This is a genomic window from Shewanella sp. ZOR0012, from assembly GCF_000798835.1.
GTDB classification, from domain to species: Bacteria; Pseudomonadota; Gammaproteobacteria; order Enterobacterales; family Shewanellaceae; genus Shewanella; species Shewanella xiamenensis.
In genome coordinates this window covers 2266315-2284836 of sequence record NZ_JTLE01000094.1, presented here as the reverse complement: position 1 = coordinate 2284836, position 18522 = coordinate 2266315, and the positions used below count along the sequence as shown (strand labels likewise).

The 18522-nt window shown below is 46.1% G+C and carries 15 protein-coding genes; 8 read left to right on the top strand and 7 right to left on the bottom strand.

What is annotated here, in order from left to right; genetic code table 11:
- The first annotated feature begins 125 nt into the window (after window positions 1-125).
- The 4 genes from L976_RS11600 (at window position 126) to L976_RS11585 (ending at window position 6094) form a co-directional block, all read left to right on the top strand.
- The gene (locus L976_RS11600; protein ID WP_047536896.1) at window positions 126-2975 is read left to right on the top strand and encodes a M16 family metallopeptidase; all 2850 of its coding nucleotides are present in this window, start codon (window positions 126-128) and stop codon (window positions 2973-2975) included.
- A gap of 234 nt (window positions 2976-3209) precedes the next feature.
- Window positions 3210-4859: a glutamate--cysteine ligase gene (gene gshA / locus L976_RS11595; protein ID WP_047536893.1), complete on the top strand. Its 1650-nt coding sequence runs from the start codon at window positions 3210-3212 to the stop codon at window positions 4857-4859.
- Window positions 4860-4876: 17 nt separating this feature from the next.
- Window positions 4877-5320 carry a hypothetical protein gene (locus L976_RS11590; protein WP_086024063.1) on the top strand — a complete coding sequence of 148 codons (444 nt, stop codon included), beginning with the start codon at window positions 4877-4879 and terminating at the stop codon, window positions 5318-5320.
- Between the two features lie 156 nt (window positions 5321-5476).
- Window positions 5477-6094 carry a transglycosylase SLT domain-containing protein gene (locus L976_RS11585; protein ID WP_037421266.1) on the top strand — a complete coding sequence of 206 codons (618 nt, stop codon included), beginning with the start codon at window positions 5477-5479 and terminating at the stop codon, window positions 6092-6094.
- A gap of 51 nt (window positions 6095-6145) precedes the next feature.
- On the opposite strand, the gene L976_RS11580 is transcribed toward L976_RS11585, so the two are convergent.
- The 4 genes from L976_RS11580 to dauA form a co-directional block, all read right to left on the bottom strand.
- Window positions 6146-7408 (bottom strand): sensor domain-containing diguanylate cyclase, encoded by a 1263-nt coding sequence (locus L976_RS11580; protein WP_047536890.1) that lies wholly within the window; start codon window positions 7406-7408, stop codon window positions 6146-6148.
- 154 nt (window positions 7409-7562) lie between these two features.
- Window positions 7563-8660 carry a 5-(carboxyamino)imidazole ribonucleotide synthase gene (purK, locus tag L976_RS11575; protein ID WP_047536888.1) on the bottom strand — a complete coding sequence of 366 codons (1098 nt, stop codon included), beginning with the start codon at window positions 8658-8660 and terminating at the stop codon, window positions 7563-7565.
- The gene (gene purE / locus L976_RS11570; protein WP_037421257.1) at window positions 8660-9151 is read right to left on the bottom strand and encodes a 5-(carboxyamino)imidazole ribonucleotide mutase; all 492 of its coding nucleotides are present in this window, start codon (window positions 9149-9151) and stop codon (window positions 8660-8662) included. The genes purK and purE overlap by 1 nt, the downstream gene beginning before the upstream one ends.
- A 255-nt stretch (window positions 9152-9406) precedes the next feature.
- Complete coding sequence (gene dauA / locus L976_RS11565; RefSeq protein WP_037429656.1) at window positions 9407-11167, bottom strand: C4-dicarboxylic acid transporter DauA; 1761 nt, start codon at window positions 11165-11167, stop codon at window positions 9407-9409.
- A 225-nt stretch (window positions 11168-11392) separates the two neighbouring features.
- Between dauA and L976_RS11560 the strand changes: the two genes are divergently transcribed.
- From L976_RS11560 to L976_RS11545, 4 genes are all read left to right on the top strand, one after another.
- Window positions 11393-13288 (top strand): vWA domain-containing protein, encoded by a 1896-nt coding sequence (locus L976_RS11560; RefSeq protein WP_047536886.1) that lies wholly within the window; start codon window positions 11393-11395, stop codon window positions 13286-13288.
- 44 nt (window positions 13289-13332) lie between these two features.
- Complete coding sequence (locus L976_RS11555; protein WP_011717976.1) at window positions 13333-13935, top strand: sigma-70 family RNA polymerase sigma factor; 603 nt, start codon at window positions 13333-13335, stop codon at window positions 13933-13935.
- A complete protein-coding gene (locus tag L976_RS11550) occupies window positions 13928-14656 on the top strand; it encodes a hypothetical protein (protein ID WP_047536883.1) in 729 nt (242 codons plus the stop codon). Before L976_RS11555 ends, L976_RS11550 begins: the two co-directional genes overlap by 8 nt.
- Before the next feature lie 213 nt (window positions 14657-14869).
- Window positions 14870-15406 (top strand): hemerythrin domain-containing protein, encoded by a 537-nt coding sequence (locus tag L976_RS11545; RefSeq protein WP_037421247.1) that lies wholly within the window; start codon window positions 14870-14872, stop codon window positions 15404-15406.
- An 85-nt stretch (window positions 15407-15491) separates the two neighbouring features.
- Here L976_RS11545 and L976_RS11540 read toward each other — a convergent pair whose 3' ends face one another.
- From L976_RS11540 to tal, 3 genes are all read right to left on the bottom strand, one after another.
- Window positions 15492-15677, bottom strand: coding sequence for a DUF3545 family protein (locus L976_RS11540; RefSeq protein WP_037421244.1), 186 nt, complete (start codon window positions 15675-15677; stop codon window positions 15492-15494).
- A gap of 216 nt (window positions 15678-15893) precedes the next feature.
- Entirely contained in the window at window positions 15894-17531 is a 1638-nt protein-coding gene (pgi, locus tag L976_RS11535; RefSeq protein WP_037429612.1) for a glucose-6-phosphate isomerase, read from the bottom strand.
- A gap of 20 nt (window positions 17532-17551) precedes the next feature.
- Window positions 17552-18508: a transaldolase gene (tal, locus tag L976_RS11530; protein WP_047536880.1), complete on the bottom strand. Its 957-nt coding sequence runs from the start codon at window positions 18506-18508 to the stop codon at window positions 17552-17554.
- Between the last annotated feature and the right edge of the window lie 14 nt (window positions 18509-18522).

Here is an 18522-nt window from a genome sequence, read left to right as displayed (position 1 = left end):
TGTTCGGTTAAAGGGCGGGATTTAGTAAAGGAAGTCATTGTATTACTTGGAACTTTACTGATATTTAAGCGTCTTAAGTGATTGTGGATAAAAGGTTTTGAGCTGAGCTAATTTTTAGCCCATTGATGTATAAGGGGAATACTTTGAAAAAATGGATACTAGCGGTTGCGATTTCCGCTGCACTTGCAGGCTGTGCCTCTGAAACTTCAACCCAAATACCTACAGGTATAAGGTTAATTGAAAATGTGCAACTCACAGATTCACAAGTCGGTATTCCCTATAAAAAATATCAGCTTGCTAATGGCCTTACCGTAATTTTGCATCAGGATCGCTCTGATCCTCTAGTGCATGTTGATGTGACTTATCATGTCGGCTCAGCCCGTGAACTCGCTGGTCGCTCTGGGTTCGCTCATTTGTTTGAACATATGATGTTCCAAGGCTCAGAGCACGTTGCCGATGAGCAGCATTTTGAGGTGGTGACCGAGGCGGGTGGAATGCTTAACGGTTCCACTAATACTGATAGAACCAACTATTTTGAGACAGTCCCTAGCAATCAGCTCGAAAAAATGCTGTGGCTTGAGTCTGACCGTATGGGCTTTTTATTGCCAGCGCTGACCAGTGAGAAATTTGAAGTGCAGCGTGAGACGGTAAAAAATGAGCGCGCTCAACGGATTGATAATCAACCCTATGGCCGAATGAGCGAGCGTTTTAATCAAGCTATGTTTCCAGTTGGGCATCCATATTCCTGGCCTGTTATTGGCTGGCCTGAGGATCTTAACCGCGCCACAGTGGATGATGTTAAGCACTTTTTCCAGCGCTGGTACGGCCCTAATAATGCAACGCTGACGATTGGTGGCGATTTTGATGAGCAGCAAGCTTTAGCTTGGGTTAATAAATACTTTGGCGAAATCCCCCGAGGCCCAGAGGTTCAGTCCGAACCTAAGACCTTAGTTACGCTTGATAAGACCCGCTATATTTCGATGGAAGATAACGTACATTTACCACTGATCCGTATAGGTTTTCCGACTGTGTATGCCAGTCATCCCGATGAGGCTGCGCTGGATTTATTAGCCAATATTTTAGGTGGGGGGAAAACCTCATTAATCTATAAAAATCTGGTGAAGGATGGTTATGCAGTGCAGGCCAGCGTGAGCCAACCTTGTCAGGAGTTGGCATGCCAGATGTCGATTTACGCCCTAGCTAATCCACAAAAAGAGACGACGCTTGCTGAGCTTGAGCAGCGGATCTTGGCATCTATTAATGAGTTCGAGCAGCGCGGCGTGACCGACGAAGACTTGCAAAAAGTAAAAGTCCAGTTTGAGGCCGATAGCATATTTGGTCTGCAAAGTGTCAAAGGAAAAGTATCGACTTTGGCGCTAAATCAAACCTTGTTTGGTGAGCCGAATAAAATAGCTTCTGACCTTGCTCGTTACGCTAATGTCACTAAAGACGATGTGATGCGCGTATTTAAAAAATACATCAAAGACAAACCTATGGTGGTGATGAGTGTGGTGCCGCAGGGTATGAAGGCCTTAGTTGCCCATCCCGATAACTTCACTGCCCAAACGCTGCCGGTCGCCCAAACGGCGGTTGAAGGTGAATTACCTACCGCTAAATTGGTTTCAAGCTTTGATCGTTCAAAAATGCCCGCAACGGGGGCTGCGCCTGTGCTGAAAGTGCCGCAAATCTGGACCAGTAAGTTAGCCAATGGCATTGAAGTGATGGGCACTCAAAGCGCCGAAACACCAACGGTTGAGTTGGTGATTTATCTTAACGGTGGTCATCGACTCGTCCCCGTCGAAAAGGCGGGACTGGCAAGCTTAACTGCGGAAATGCTCAATGAATCGACCCAAAAGCGTAGCAGTGAACAATTGTCACAGGCGCTTGAGATGTTAGGTAGTACGGTCGATTTTAGTGCTTCGGAATATCAAAGCACGATTAAAGTTTCAGCACTCACCGAGCATTTGGATGAAACCTTAGCCATCTTAGAAGAAAAGCTATTTATGCCAGCCTTCGATGAGGCCGATTTTACTCGCGTGAAGCAGCAACAATTACAGCAAATTCAACATATGCAGTCTGATCCTAGCTATCAGGCCAATGTTGCGCTGTATAGCTTGCTCTATGGTAACAATAACGCCCTTGGGGTGAGTGATGCGGGAACGTTAGATTCAGTAGCCGCGCTGACACTTGCGGATGTGAAGGCATTTTACGCCGAGCAGTATCGTGGTGCTAATGCCAAAATTATTACTGTGGCAAATCTGCCTGAAAGCGCATTGCTACCAAAACTTGCAGGATTAAGTCAATGGCAAGGTGAGGCCAGTGTATTGCCGCCACTAAAATCATTCCCTGCACTTAAAGGGGGCACTATTTATGTGATTGATAAACCCGGCGCTGCCCAGTCGGTGATCAATATTGCGAAACGCGCCTTACCCTATGATGCAACAGGCAATTATTTTAAATCGTATTTAATGAACTACCCTCTAGGGGGGGCTTTTAATAGTCGTATTAACCTTAACCTACGTGAGAATAAGGGCTATACCTATGGCGCGCATACAAGCTTCTCGGGAGCGGGTGAAGCGGGGGAGTTTATCGCCTCTAGCGATGTGCGTACTGATGTAACTGCTAAAGCCTTAAATGAGTTTATTAAAGAAATCAAAGCTTATCAGCAGCAAGGGATGACTGATGCGGAGCTGACCTTTATGCGAAACTCGGTTTCCCAAGGGCAGGCGTTAGATTATGAGACGCCTTATCAGAAGGCGGGTTTTATGCGGATGATTCAGCGTTATCAATTAAGCCAAGATTTTACTACCGAGCAGGACAAAATTATAAATACTGTAACAAAAGATGAACTCAATGCCCTCGCGGCTTCCGAGCTAGATATCTCACAAATGATCATCTTGGTTGTGGGTGACAAGGCTAAAATTGAAGCGGATTTGGCAACTTTAGGCTATCCAATTGAAACTTTAGTATTGTAAATTAGCTTTTTGGCCTTATATACCTAACAAACCCAAAGATACGAGTTTCAACCTCTTTAGGTTGTTTGGGTATAAATTGCAGACAAGTTAATCGTGCAGCACAAAGTGGCTGTTGTCTAAAGCGTTAAAGTGTATGGCGGTGACAGCATTAGCTGTCACCGTCTGCGTTTAATCGCAGAAGAATGTAATTTGGCTTGCCCCATGGACAGGTTTAGATTTATTTTGAGGCGTATTTTGAAAGATAAGCCTCAAAATAAAGGTCTGACTGTTAACCTTGTCGCGATAGCGAACCACCAATCAGAGAAGCGCAAATTGAAGCCATTCAATGAATTAGTACAACATTTCTCGGACGCTCAAGGGCGTGCCGCACTCCTTGGCATGCAACGTGGAATTGAGCGTGAGGCGCTACGTATTGATGAATCTGGCTACCTTGCGCTAGATGGTCACCCCATCGAGTTAGGGTCGGCCTTGACTCACTCGCGTATTACAACTGACTACAGTGAAGCACTGCTTGAATTTATTACTCCGGTGAATAATCAGGTTGAGCCGCTATTGCAAGGCTTGACCCAGACCCATGCCTATAGTGTGCGGCATTTGCATGGTCAGCGTCTTTGGCCCGTGAGCATGCCCTGCTATGTAAAAGATGAGGCGAATATCCCCATTGCTCGGTACGGTACGTCGAACACGGGTAAGATGAAAACCTTGTATCGTAAGGGCTTAACTTATCGTTACGGCGCTTTGATGCAGATTATTTCTGGGGTGCATTTTAACTTCTCGGTATCGCGGGAATTGTGGCAACGCCTCTATGAACTGAGCGATAAAGGCTTGAGCTTTGAGGATTTTATCTCCGAGTCTTACTTTGGACTTATCCGCAATTATCGCCGTTTGGTCTGGGTGTTGCCTTATTTGTTTGGCGCCTCTCCAGCGTTGTGTAGCTCATTTATCAAGGGTCAAAAGACCGATTTACGTTTTGAAAAGTCGGGACGCGGCACACTGTATTTACCCTATGCAACGTCGCTACGGATGAGCGATTTGGGCTATACCAATAAAGAGCAAGAAGATCTCAATATTAGTTATAATTCTCTGCCTGAGTATTTGGCGGGGATTAAAGCGGCAATTAAGATGCCATCGGCAAATTTTGCCAATATTGGCGTCAAGGTGGATGGTGAATATCGTCAACTCAATGCTAATGTGCTGCAAATTGAAAACGAATTTTACTCGCCTATCCGCGCTAAACGGGTGACAAAAAGTGGTGAGAAACCCTCTGAAGCCCTTGCCCGCGCAGGGGTGGAATATATTGAGGTACGTGCATTAGATGTGAACCCTTTTAGCCCGATTGGGATTGAGGCTAGCCAAGTGCGTTTCCTCGACTTGTTCTTACTCTATTGTTTATTAACAGATTCTCCTAAATCAGATGCGGCAGAGGAAGCTCGTTTAAGTGCTAACTTAAAGTCAGTTGTGCTTGAAGGCCGTAAACCAGGGCTTGAACTGATGACCGATTCGGGTACGCGGCCATTGCAGACGTGGCTCTTGGATCTCTTTGAGCATTTGGACTCATTGGCTAAGTTACTCGATGGTGATAAACACGATTACCAAGTGGCCTTAGCCCATTGGCGTGAAGCTGTAAATGACCCACAAAAAACCTTGTCGGGCCAAGTGCTTCAGCAATTGGTAACCAAGGGGCAAGATCATGGGCAGTGGGTGATGTCATTGGCACAGCAATATCATCAATATTTTATGGATTACCCCTTATCAGCTGAGGTTGTCAGCGATTATCAAGCTGAGGCACAAGCATCGCTTAACAAGCAAGCGGACATCGAAGCGGCGCAAAGTGCGGTATCCTTTGATGATTATCTGACTGACTATTTCGGCGCGCCAGCCTAATGAGTCAAGGTGTGAAGATGCGGACATTTATTCTCGCTGCCAGTTTGCTTGGGTCTACTGCGTTACTCTCAGGTTGCGCTTCATCCCCTGAAGATGATTTAAGTTGTGGTACGGTATCGGGCTATTTACAACCCGATGCTAGTACCCATTGGTATCGAGTGGTGGTGACTCATCTAGATGGTAAGCCTGTGGTCTCAAAGCCTAATTATCAATTAGCACCTGGGGAATATGAGTTTACCGTTGCCGAGTTAATTGATGCTCCATCCCTTGGGGTGTCCCTTAGCGCGCGAACGCCAAAAACCTTTACGTTAGTGGTCGAAGGGCACCAGCGTTACCACATAGGGGCATTATTCCACACGGATAAACGCTACATGGGTAAAGATACCAACTATTGGGAGCCTGGTGTGTGGCAACAAGAAAATCATGAATGCCAGTTTGATTTAAGTCCTGAAACAAAATAGTTCGTTTTAACAATGGATTGTCATTTCTGTTAATGAGTATGACCTGGAAATAGGCGCGAAGGTGATCTTAGCGCCAAAAACAGGATTGGTGCTTTGCCTCATTCTATCACTGTGCGATGATGGGCAAGTTTTACTTCTTTGGAGAACAAGCGCTTAATGAAATGGCTTTCGACAACTCTGTTATGTGCATCCATAGGTTTTCTGTCTGGTTGCGCCACTTCTCCGCCAAAATCTCCTGACAACCTTTGCGATATTTTTCAAGAACATCGTTCATGGTACGAGGCCGCTAAGGATACCCGCGATAAATGGGGCGTACCCGTGCATGTGCCTCTGGCAATGATGTATCAAGAAAGCTCGTTTAAACATAATGCGGCGCCGCCTATGCAGTACTTTTTAGGCTTTATTCCCATTGGCCGAGCCAGTGATGCCTATGGTTATGCGCAGGCCAAATCCATGACGTGGGATGACTATGTTCGCGAGACTGGTAATAGTTGGTCTTCGCGCAGTAATTTTGATGATGCCATGGATTTTATGGGCTGGTTTATTTACAAGACCAATAAAATCAATGGAATTTCTAAATGGGATGCGAAGGCGCAGTACCTCAATTACCACGAAGGTTGGGGAGGTTATCGTCGAGGCTCTTATAAGTCTAAGGCTTGGTTAGTCAAGGTTGCAGCTAAGGTGGATGATAGAGCCAAACGTTATGCGGCTCAGTATAAAACCTGCAAGGAGGATTTAGATTCTTCTTGGTTATGGCGACTATTTTTTGATTAACCTTGCGCCCATGTACGAGGAGCTTATTGACTATAAGCTGTTGCCGAATGTTTATTGCGGCAGCTGATTATTAGCCGCTATGGCTTCGAGTGCATTAACGGCCTGTTTTTTACCGCGCTTTTGCTCATACATTGCATTATCAGCCTGTTTAAAAGACTTAGCCCAATCATTATCGTAAGGGGCGATGCCTACACTAAAATTGAGATTTAGCGGCGACTCATGATGTAACTTAAGGCGCATGGCATCCAGATCGTTTTCGAGTAATTCAAGCGGGCCATGGCATAGGGCGACAAACTCATCGCCACCAAACCGAGAGATAATGCCTTTGTGTTTCCAGAAACCTAGGATTGTTTTAGCGACTTCTTTTATTGCCACATCGCCGACCTGATGTCCCTGTTGATCATTGATAATTTTGAGATTATCCATATCAATGATCACTAAAAAGCTGCCTAATTGAGCCTTAGGTTGCCAATGTTGCAGGGCATCTTCGAAGTTTTTACGGTTATAGAGTCCGGTTAAGTTGTCGAAGTTGGCGAGTTTAGTGATTTGTAATGACTTTTGATACAGGGCAATGGCGTTGCTGGCCTCGTGGGTAAGAATAGAGACCAAATTACGGTCGTAGTCGTTAAAGGCGCCAACACTACTGCTATCGAGATTCAGCATACCGTAAAGTTTGCCATCAATCCGTATTGGGCTGGAGAGAGTGGAGCGTATCGGTTGCTTGGCTGCTGTAAGCAGCACCTGTTGCTGTTCATCTGTTAGCGTGCTTGCGGCATTGATATTTTTCATATCATCCACAACGACTACACGGTCACATTTACCCTTGGTGAGTCGATACTCGAAGGATTGTTCAAGGGAAAAATTCAATTGTTTTAGCTTATTAAGATCGAGTCCAACTACTGACTCGAAATGCAGTCTATGGTTATCTTCATTGACTTTGATAATGCTGCCCATTTCTGCACCGTTAATAATACAGACGGCTTTATTCAACAGGGCATCGAGAAATGCATGTTCATTTTTATACTGACTCGACAGGTGGGCAAGTTCGTAAATGGCATCGTTAATGTTCACAACTTGCTCTAGATGTTGCCATAGGCGAGTTAAACGCCCTTGGTGGAGATAGTAGATTAAGCTGTAGGCAATGACATAGATAAGGCACACAAACAGCAGAGGGAGAATAGTCCAGTCTTCTGTCGGAGCATTAAAAACGAACAATAAAACGAAAAGCACTATCGGTACAATCAACAATAAGAGGTGATAGCGATAGTCTAAGCGGTCAATAGTTTTACGTTTAAAATTATCCCTTAATTTCACTCGGCAGTTCCTTTATTCGTGCTCCGGTTAGTCTGATTGAATCGCCACATCACTAACTCATTCACGCTGAGTAAGAATAAGTATATAACGAAGTTGATAAATTCACTGATAAAGGAATAAATATATTCCCTTATCAGTGAGTTGCGCTGCTCGGTTAGGCTTTAGCAAACTCGGCTAAAATCCACGCAAGGGGCGCTTGGTATTGGCTTGGCATCCAAGTTTGCAATGCGCCAATACTATCTGTTAACACGCTAGTATTAGGCACTGAAAGATTTAAGTGCCCGACTTTACGGCCTGGGCGAACCTCTTTGTTGTACCAATAGAGCTCAGCATTAGGCAAGCTTAACCAGCGAGGATCGTTATCAATACCGATCAGATTGACCATCACGCATTGAAAGTTAACCTGTGGCTGCGGAATCGCAATCCCACACAAAGCTCTTAAATGCAGTTGGAATTGATCCATATGGGTACCCGCTTGGGTCCAATGGCCTGAGTTGTGTACTCGCGGCGCTAACTCGTTAACCAGCAGCTTATCGCCAACTCGGAAACATTCCATCGCCATTACGCCGACATATTCCAGCTCATGCATAATAGCGCTCAGCATGCCTTCCGCTTGCGCTTGCAGGTGATTCAGACGAGTCAGTGGCGAAATTGAGGCCATCAAAATGCCATCTTGGTGCAGGTTGAGTGTTAATGGATAAAACACGCATTGACCTTCACGGGTACGTACGCCGACTAAGGAGACTTCTTCATCGAAGTTAATTGCTTGCTCGGCAATGGCTAAGTTGCGCCAATCATGGGGGATGTCACCTGCTTCGGCTTGTTTTAGCCAATGTTGGCCTTTGCCGTCGTAACCGCCCGTGCGACGTTTCATCAACACGCGTGGGCCAAAGGCTTGATACAAGTTTTCGACGTTGGTCTTATCATCGACAAGTGTCCAAGGTGCCGTTGGGACTTGGAGCTGATCGAGTAAGCTTTTTTGGCTGTAACGGTCGGCCAAACGGCTAAATACTGGGCCGTTAACAAAATGCGGATGGCTACTGAGTTGTAAGCTTAAGGCGGATTCTGGCCACTGCTCGCGTTCGGCGGTGATAATATCCTCAGGCGCTAGCGGCAGGATTTCATCGGTTGGCGTCATGATATCGACGGCGCGAACATCAATAGCCAGTGGCTCGCCTGCGTGGGTCAGCATAGCGCCGAGTTGACCATTCCCTAACACCCAAACCTTTGATTTTGCATTTGCTTGGGTCATTAGGCTTCCCTCGGATCGGGATTGTCCAGTACTGCGCGGGTTTGTTCTTCTCTAAAGGCTTCTAAACGTGCGGCAAGATCTGCATCGTTATTGGCGAGAATTTGGCAAGCCAGTAGACCAGCGTTAAAGGCTCCTGCGGTACCGATGGCGAGTGTACCTACGGCGATACCCTTTGGCATCTGCACGATAGACAGTAAGCTATCCATGCCCGATAGCGCTTTGCTTTGTACTGGTACACCTAATACGGGTAAGCGAGTTTTTGAGGCAATCATACCGGGTAAATGAGCTGCACCGCCCGCGCCACCGATAATAATTTTAAAACCACGGTCAGCGGCTCCGGCTGCAAACTCCATCAGCTTATCTGGCGTTCTATGGGCTGATACAACTTCAACATGGTAAGGCACTTGCAGTTTATCCATGATCTCAGCGGCGGCTTCCATTGTGGGCCAATCACTCTTAGAACCCATAACAACAGCAACAAGGGCTTGCATGATAACTCCTTAACTCACTAATTTTAATTATATTTCGACCTTGTTTCAGGTCTGGGTACAGTCGATGTTCGCGGCTCCTGTAAGAGCAGGGAGCATCATGGCGCAGAATAATACCATGTAAAGCCCGATTTCTGGCGTTTTTTGCGCGTAAAAATAGTGCCTTTAGGATGGATAAAGTGTTCGTCGAATTGGCCTAAATAAACCCTATACCCCAACGCAGATACTGTGCGTTGGGGATAAAATATCAATTTGCAATTAGTGGGTTGCTGCTGGATTAGATTCGACGATATGCTCAAATGATGGCGCTTCGGCTAAGGCTTCCCGCAGGGTAGGATAAAACTTCAGTATCCCTTCAATTGGTTGCACTTTAGCCCTCGCAAGGGTGCGAATGGGCTGAAACTGCAAATCGGCAATAATCAACTTAGTATGGTTATGCTTACATTTTTCAATCAGTTTATTGAGTGCTGCAAGACCGCCTGCATCCAGAATCGATACCCCATCTAAGTAAAGTACAATCACTTGTTTATCTTGAGTGAGGCTGGCGATTTCGGCAAAAATACGATCGGCAGCGGCAAAAAATAGCGGGCCATTAATTTTGAGCACGGCCCAGTCGGCGGGCAGAGGCTGATCGATATAACGCTTGTTGCTACTGATATCATACAGCTTGGTCATCTCCGCGATTTCTTTCATAAATAGTAGCGCGGCTAAAATAATCCCCACGCTGATGGCGATCACCATATCGAATATCACCGTGAGTGAAAAACAGCTTAAAAACACCAATATATCGCTGGTGGGCGCAGTTTTCAGTAAGTGCACTGCTTTTGGGGCTTCACTCATATTCCAAGCTACAACCAGTAATAATGCGGCCATGGCCGACATAGGTAAGTAGGCAAGTACTCCTGCGAGCGCGACTAAACCAACCAAGACCACTATGGCATGGATCATCGATGCGATCGGACTCTGAGCACCCGCCTTAACGTTTGCCGCACTGCGGGCAATCGCCGCGGTTGCTGGGATCCCGCCAAAGAAGGGGGCGATAATATTGCCTATCCCTTGGCCGAGAAGCTCGCTGTTCGCGCTATGGCGCTTGCCTGTCATACCATCAAGCACAACGGCACATAGCAGCGATTCTATGGCACCTAACATGGCAATCGCGAAGGCGGCAGGGAGTAAGGCTTGAAAAGTGGCCAGATTAAATTCAAAGGTTTGACCATTGGCGCCAGTTTGTAACCAAGGCCATTCAAAGTGGGGGAGAACCGCAGGGATACCTGTGCCGACACTGCCGTCGCTTAATTGGTAATGGAAACGTGTTCCTATGGTCTCAATATCAGCGCCCATAGCATTTAACACTAAAGCGAGAATACTGCCCAAAACGATGGCCGGAAGGTGGGCTGGTACTGGGATTTTTAATCTAGGCCAGAGTAGCATAGTGGCTAAGGTAGCAGCAGCCACTAATAAGCTTGGTAGGTGAAGTGCAGGCAATGCCTGACCTAGTGCCATGAGTTTGGCAAAATATTGCTCTGGCATGTGCTCTATATGCAGACCGAAGAAGTCTTTTAGCTGCAAGGTTGCTATCACTACCCCAATCCCTGCGGTAAAGCCTAAGGTGACCGATTCAGGAATGTATAGGATTAATCTACCCAGTCTTAACATCGCCATGGCAACCAGCATCATGCCAGACATGACGGTAGCGATCAGCAGTCCCGCCAACCCAAATTGTTGGGCGATGGGATAGAGTAAGACGACGAAGGCGGCCGTTGGCCCCGAGACGCTATAACGGGAGCCACCTGTCATGGCGATAATAAAACCACCGACAATTGCGGTGTATAAGCCATATTGTGGGGCGACACCGCTGGCTATCGCCAGTGCCATTGCCAGTGGTATCGCAATGATCCCGACGGTCAGACCCGCCATGAGATCTTGTCCAAAACGTTTAAACGAATATTTATCTTTTACGCACGCTTCGCTAAGGGCGTGGGCAATTCTTAATGAAAACAAATGAGCAGAGTGTGACACGAGTGGGTCCATAAACGCGGCTTATTACAAGGCTCTATTCTAGAGTCCAGAAGAATGTTCTTGTGTGATCATGGTTGCAAAAGACGCTTAAATGTCTTTGTTTTTAATAAATAGTATGCTTGGCAAAGTGAGTGTGGCGATTTCTCTTATCAAATAACCCTTTTGTGCTTAGGCTGCGTTTATAGGGATATCAACCATTGGGGTCACAATCACTAGGTCACTATCATGAGATATCCATCTTCAGTCTTTCGCTATAAAACGCATTTAAGCTTTGTTGTTTCGGGATTAACAGTCGCTGTACTGCTCGGTTTGAGTGCTTGCAGTGATAAATCTGCGAAGCAGCAAAACCCTACTGAATTAGCAGTTCAAGCAAAAATTGCCGCGGAGCAACAAGCAGCGCTAAAGCAAAGTGCAGAACTTAAGCAAAGCGCAGAGCTTAAGGAAAGTGCCAAGCGTCAGGCCAATCGGCAATTGGATGCTGCAATCGCCATACAGGAGCAAGTCTCGTTAGCTAGGCTGCAAACAATGAATGCTGAGGGGCGATCGTATATTGCTCAACCTGCGGCCAGTATCAGTGCGGCGCCCGCGTTAAACGGCGATTGGCCAGGGGCTGTGCAACCTGAGCGCAATCGATTCGAGAAGCAAGTGCAAAACGGCATCATGGTCGCAGGGGAGATCCCTGTATCGACTTTTGCTATCGATGTCGATACCGGCAGTTACACGACGTTAAGGCGAATGCTAAAGGAAGGGCGATTGCCTCAAAAGGACACGCTGCGGGTTGAAGAAATGCTGAATTATTTTTCCTATGACTATCCACTGCCGGGGAAAAATGAGGCACCCTTCAGTGTTACGACTGAGCTTGCTCCATCACCCTATAACGATGACATGATGTTACTTCGCATTGGTTTGAAGGGGTATGAGCAGAGTAAAGCTGAACTGGGCGCCAGTAACTTAGTGTTTCTGCTGGATGTGTCAGGGTCGATGGCATCGCCCGATAAGTTACCTTTGTTGCAAACTGCCTTGAAAATGCTGACCCAGCAACTGGATGCTCAGGATAAGGTATCGATTGTCGTCTACGCCGGCGCTGCTGGAGTGGTGTTAGATGGCGCGGCGGGTAACGACAGTCAAACTCTTCATTATGCGTTAGAGCAGCTTAGTGCGGGTGGTTCAACCAATGGGGCGCAAGGTATTCAGCTTGCTTATCAGTTAGCGCAGAAACACTTTGTTAAAGGCGGCATTAATCGAGTGATACTTGCGACCGACGGTGACTTTAATGTCGGCACCAGCAATCTCGATGAGCTAATCGATTTGGTTAGCGCACAGAAACAACAAGGGATTGGGTTAACTACGCTCGGTTTTGGCATGGGTGATTACAATGACCATTTGATGGAGCAATTAGCCGATAAAGGCAATGGACAATATGCCTATATCGATTCACTCAATGAGGCGAGAAAAGTGCTGGTGGAACAATTAAGTGCAACCTTGCTCACCATAGCCAAAGAGGTGAAAGTGCAGGTCGAGTTTAATCCTGCTCTTGTGGCCGAATACCGTCTTATCGGTTATGAGAACCGCGCCTTAGCGCGTGAAGATTTTAATAACGACAAGGTGGATGCGGGCGAAATAGGCGCTGGGCATACCGTCACGGCACTTTACGAGCTGCGTTATGTTGATGCGGGTAATTTGTCTAATGATCAACTTCGCTATGGGTATAATCCCAAAACGGGCAATGAAAAATATAGCCGCGATGAAATCGCCTATCTGAAATTACGTTATCAGCTACCGGATGCCACTCAAAGCCAGTTACTTACCTATCCAATCCGTGCCGATCAAAAAGTGAAATCCTTAGCACAGGCGAGTGATGATTTTCGCTTTGCCGCTGCGGTGGCAGGATTAGGACAGTTACTGAATCAAAGTCACTATTTGCATCAATTTGATTATAATAAGCTTAGTGCGCTCACTCGTTCTGCGCTGGGGGAAGATACCAGCGGCTACCGACATGAATTTATGCAGCTTGTGGATACCGCTGCAATGCTTGCACAAACACAGCGAGTAGCAATCAAAAAATCCTTTGATGTCGGAGATAAACCTTTCCCGCCCGAGGATAAACCGCATCAACAATGAGCCAAATTATTATGTTTCAGTTAGTTAACCATTAGGGAGCTGCCATGGCCCTGGCGATACCGCAAATGCATGCCCATGAGCATACCGATGAACAGTTAATGCAACGCTATGCCAAAGGCGATGGCAAAGCGTTTGAGCAGCTTTATCTCAAACACAAAGGCGCCTTGTACCGTTACTTTGTGCGCCAACTCGGTGACAAACAGTTAGCCGAAGATTTATATCAAGAAACCTGGGGACGAGTGATCCGTGCCGCCGCCAATTATGAGCCGAGTGCTAAGTTTAATACTTGGCTCTATCGGATTGCCCATAATCTGTTGATTGACCACGTCAGAGCTGTCAAACCCGTCGACTTAGTTAGCCATGATAATGAGGAAGGGCTAGATACCTTTGTGGGAGCGGAGCAGGAACAACCCGATGTACATTGGCAGGAAACGCAAAAGAGCCTGTTACTGAAGACCTGTATTGCCCTGTTACCCCAAGTGCAGAAAGAGGCCTTTATTCTCAATATTGAAATGGGCTTTACCGCAGCGGTGATCAGCGATATTGCGGGGGTGACACTCGAAGCGACCAAGAGCCGTATTCGCTACGCGTATCAAAGCTTAAAAGATTGTGTCAATGCTAAATGGCAGGAGGTTGGTCATGAGTAATTCCACTCTGTCATCGGAAGAAGAGGCACTACGTCAGGAAGTCTCGGCTTGGTATCACAAACAAGCACTGGAAATACCGCCAGAGCGGCTCGATCAAGATATTTTGCGCCTATCACAGGCCCACCTAGCTGAAATCAATGTGAGCCAGCTTAAGCCTGTAGCTACGCCAGTGTGGCGCCGTTTTCCATGGGCATTATCGAGTGCCGCCTCCTTAGTGCTCGTCGTTGGTTTAGTGATCCTTAACCGAGACCATTTTGAGGAGGAGTTAGTCGCGCCTGCCGCTTTGACTATGAGTGCGCCTATGCCAGCTCAAGCACCGTTAGATAACGCTGCGCAGCAAGCCGAAATGGCGCGTCAAGCGAGAATGGAAGATGCCGCAACACAAAGTAGGCAAAGGGAAGCGATGAGGGCCGAAGCTAAGATGTCAGCCCCGGAAAATCAGCAAGCAGAGTCTCATGCATTATCGCAAAGGGCGCGTGCATTGCCTCAAAGTGATGTAGCCGCAGCTGCGCTGCGTGATAAAGATGTGTTGATGGCGTCGTTAACACGTTTGCAGGCGTTAATAGACTCGAAGCAAATACAGGAAGCCTTAGCTCTTGAGCAAAGTTTAGTGAAGCAGTATCCCGAGTTGTCTAAAACCAATGCTGAATCTACCGATGACACAAAGGCAATTGAGAAATTTAAAGCTCTACAGCATCAGCTTCATTCTGTGAGCAAATAAAGCGTAAATCAGTGGGCTGGTCTCATTAAGGCCACTCACTGATATTAATATCTTATTCTTAACGTTGTCGTATTAATCTAGGACACTTTTTACAGGTCGTAATGTTAATTACTTGATCATGGTCATAAAGTGCACAGGAACTCGCCTGTTATATTGGATATTGATAAACGACTTGACTAGTATCAATAGTCAGTCCTAAGTTCAGGAGGCGATATGCTCAAAAGACTCATGCATGATCATAAACATATAGCAGTGCTATTGAATGTCTTGAAAAATAAACAGATGAAATTAGTTGAAGGCGAGGCGATTAATTTTATTGTTGTGAGAGACATCGTTGAGTATATGCAAGGATATGCTGAGCGTAGCCATCACCCCGTTGAAGATATTATTTATGCTTATTATTTGGCACATAAGGCGAATGATGAGATCGACAAGCTAAGTGCCGAGCACCAAGTTGTGACTGCGGCTTCATCGGCATTAATGAATACTTTAAACCTGATATTAAGTGACATTGTTGTCGCAAGGGATAAACTGATTGCCGATTTTGCCGAATATGTTGACTTACAAGAAAAACATATGCAAATGGAAGAGCGGGAGATTTTCCCCTTACTTGCGAAGTCTTTAACCGAGCAAGATTGGAAGGAGATTGAACAACAATGCCAAGCATCGTTAATTGATGATCCGCTATTCCTTGACCGAGAGCAGCAAGCCTTTGATGACTTACGTTCCTATTTAAAAGCGTCCGATTAGGGGTTGTAAGTCATCTGAAGGGTAAAAACAGAAAAAGCGCCATAAGCGCTTTTTCTCTATATCCTGTCAATAAAAAAACAGCAGGTTACAACTGGATGGTGTCTATATCGTAATCAAAGTTGTTATCAATCTCTTGCAGTTCCTTGAGTAAACGATGTTTGTCCTTTAACGCCTCGATTTCGCGCCACTTACGCTTTTTATTAGCACCACGCGAGCGGTCGGGTCTTTCTACAACTTCATCTAGCGCACAACCATAATCTAAACGATCCATGGTAACCTCCTGTTGTTGTATGTTTTGTCAGCGATTAAATAACATATTTTCAAAACAGGGTGCAAGAATTATGTTTCATTTGTGTTAACTTGAAATGAAATTTGGATGATATGTCATTGATCTTAACTATCACTTTAGTGGTGGTTGCTTCTTGAAATGTTTATTTTATTAATGAGATACAATAAAAAAGCCAGCAATTGCTGGCTTTTTGTTCGATCAGATTTTGCCCCGTCGATAAAGATTGATTAAGCCATTGCTTGAAGCATCTAACGCAGTCGCTTCTTGATCTGCACCTATACGGGCGAGGACGTCGTTACCTAAGGTTTTGCCAAGCTCAACACCCCATTGGTCGAAGGAGTTGATGTCCCAAATGGCGCCTTGGACAAAGGTTCTGTGCTCATAGAGCGCAATCAGTGCGCCTAAGGTTTCTGGAGTCAGCTTATCCATTAATAGAGTGTTGCTTGGCTTATTGCCCGGCATGACTTTGTGTTTGGCGATAAGTAACTTTTCTTCATCACTCAAGTTGCTCTTGCTCAATTCAGCCAGCGCTTCATCTAAGGTACGGCCTTGCATGAGTGCTTGAGTTTGTCCAAAGCAGTTAGAGGCTAACTGATCATGGTGTTCACCGATAGGATTATGGCTTTGCAGCGGCATAATGAAATCAGCAGGAATTAATGCAGTACCTTGATGCAGCAACTGATGGTAAGCGTGTTGACCGTTTGTGCCTTCGCCGCCCCAAATCACAGGACCTGTGCTGTAATCCACATGCGTACCATTGAGCGTGACTGATTTACCGTTACTTTCCATATCCAGTTGTTGGAAGTAGGCAGGAAGTCCACGCAGATAATGATCGTAGGTCAATACCACATGGCTTTGAGCATTAAAGAAATTGCCATACCACAGTGAGAATAGTCCCATGATTACGGGCATATTTTCCGCTAAAGGCGCAGTGGCAAAATGGGTATCCATTTGGTGCGCGCCCTTTAATAGGGAGCGGAAGTTATCCATGCCGATGAGTAAAGCGATGGGTAAACCAATGGCTGACCACAGAGAATAGCGACCTCCAACCCAGTCCCACATTGGGAAGATATTAGCGGCATCAATACCAAACTCAGTTGCTTTTGCCACGTTAGAGGTCACGGCAACAAAGTGTTTCGCGACATCTGACTGTGAACCACCTTTAGCTAAGAACCACGCTTTGGCCGTTAAGGTGTTGGTCAGCGTCTCTTGTGTACCAAAAGACTTAGACGACATGATAAAAAGCGTGGTTTCAGGATCGAGCAGCTTGAGTTTTTCACTGATCGAGGTGCCATCGACGTTTGCAACAAAATGGCAATTGAGACCTGTTATCCAGTATGGACGTAAGGCTTGGGAAACAATTTTAGGGCCAAGGAATGAACCACCGATACCGATACTGACAATATCGGTAATGGCTTTGCCTGTGTAGCCTTTCCACTGTCCTGAGGTGACTGAAGTGACAAACTGCTGCATCTTGTTCAGCGTTTGCTGTACTTCAGGAACGATATCTTGACCTTCGGCAATGATGGATTGGTCCGCGGTGCTGCGCAGTGCGGTATGCAAAACGGCACGTTTTTCGGTAGTGTTAATAATATCACCGGCAAACATCGCCTTGATTTTAGCGTCAAGCTTGGCTTCTTGCGCCAGTGTCAGCAGCAAGTTGAGAGTCTCAGGTGTTGCTCTATTTTTTGAATAATCTAAAAATAAGCCACAGGTAGAAAGCGACATATTGCTAAAGCGTGCAGGATCGCCTGCAAAGAGTTCCCGCATATGCGGGATCTGCTGGCTATGGGCTGCTAACGCCTTCCAGGTTGTGCTTTGGGTCAAGATAGTCATCGAATCGTCTCCGAAGATACTTAGTTTGCCAGTTTAGCCTTGAGCATGACTTCGAGTTTGCCTTGGTCGATGGCGAAGTTACGGATGCCTTCTGCTAGCTTGTCAACGGCCATAGGATCTTGGTTGAAGTCCCAGCGGAATTGCGCTTCGGTTAAAGGCTCGCCCGCAGCAACTGTAGTGCTGGCAGGAATGAGTTTAGGTTGAATAGCGACTTGAGAGTTTGCTAGCTCTTCGAGTAATGAAGGACCAATAGTCAGGCGGTCACAACCCGCTAATTCGATGATTTCACCGATATTACGGAAACTTGCCCCCATGACTACCGTGTTATAGCCATGCTGCTTGTAGTAGTTGTAAATTTCAGTTACAGAAACGACACCAGGATCATTTACTGCGTCATAGTCTTTACCTGTGTCTTTTTTGTACCAGTCGAGGATGCGGCCAACGAATGGAGAAATTAAGTACACGCCAGCTTCAGCACAGGCACGTGCTTGAGCGAAGCTAAATAATAGGGTTAAGTTACAGTTGATGCCTTGTTGCTCTAACTCTTTGGCGGCACAAATGCCTTCCCAAGTTGAGGCTAATTTGATCAAAATGCGAGATTTATCTATTCCTGCTTCTTGATATAGACGAACAAGCTTATGCGCTTTTGCAATGGATTTTTCTTTATCGAAGGATAAGCGGGCATCCACTTCGGTTGAAATTCGGCCTGGAACCAGTTTCAGAATTTCCACGCCAATGTTCACTGCAAGTTTATCGCTGGCATCATCAATCTGTTGCTCAATATCAGCACTTTGTAATTTAGCCCATGCAATAGCATTGTCGATTAGAGCGCTATACTCAGGGATTTGAGCGGCTTTTAGAATGAGTGATGGGTTAGTGGTTGCGTCTTCTGGTTGATAGCGCTTAATTGCTTCAATATCGCCAGTATCGGCCACAATAGTAGTGTATGACTTGAGTTGCTCTAATGTATTTGCCATGAAAAACATCCTTC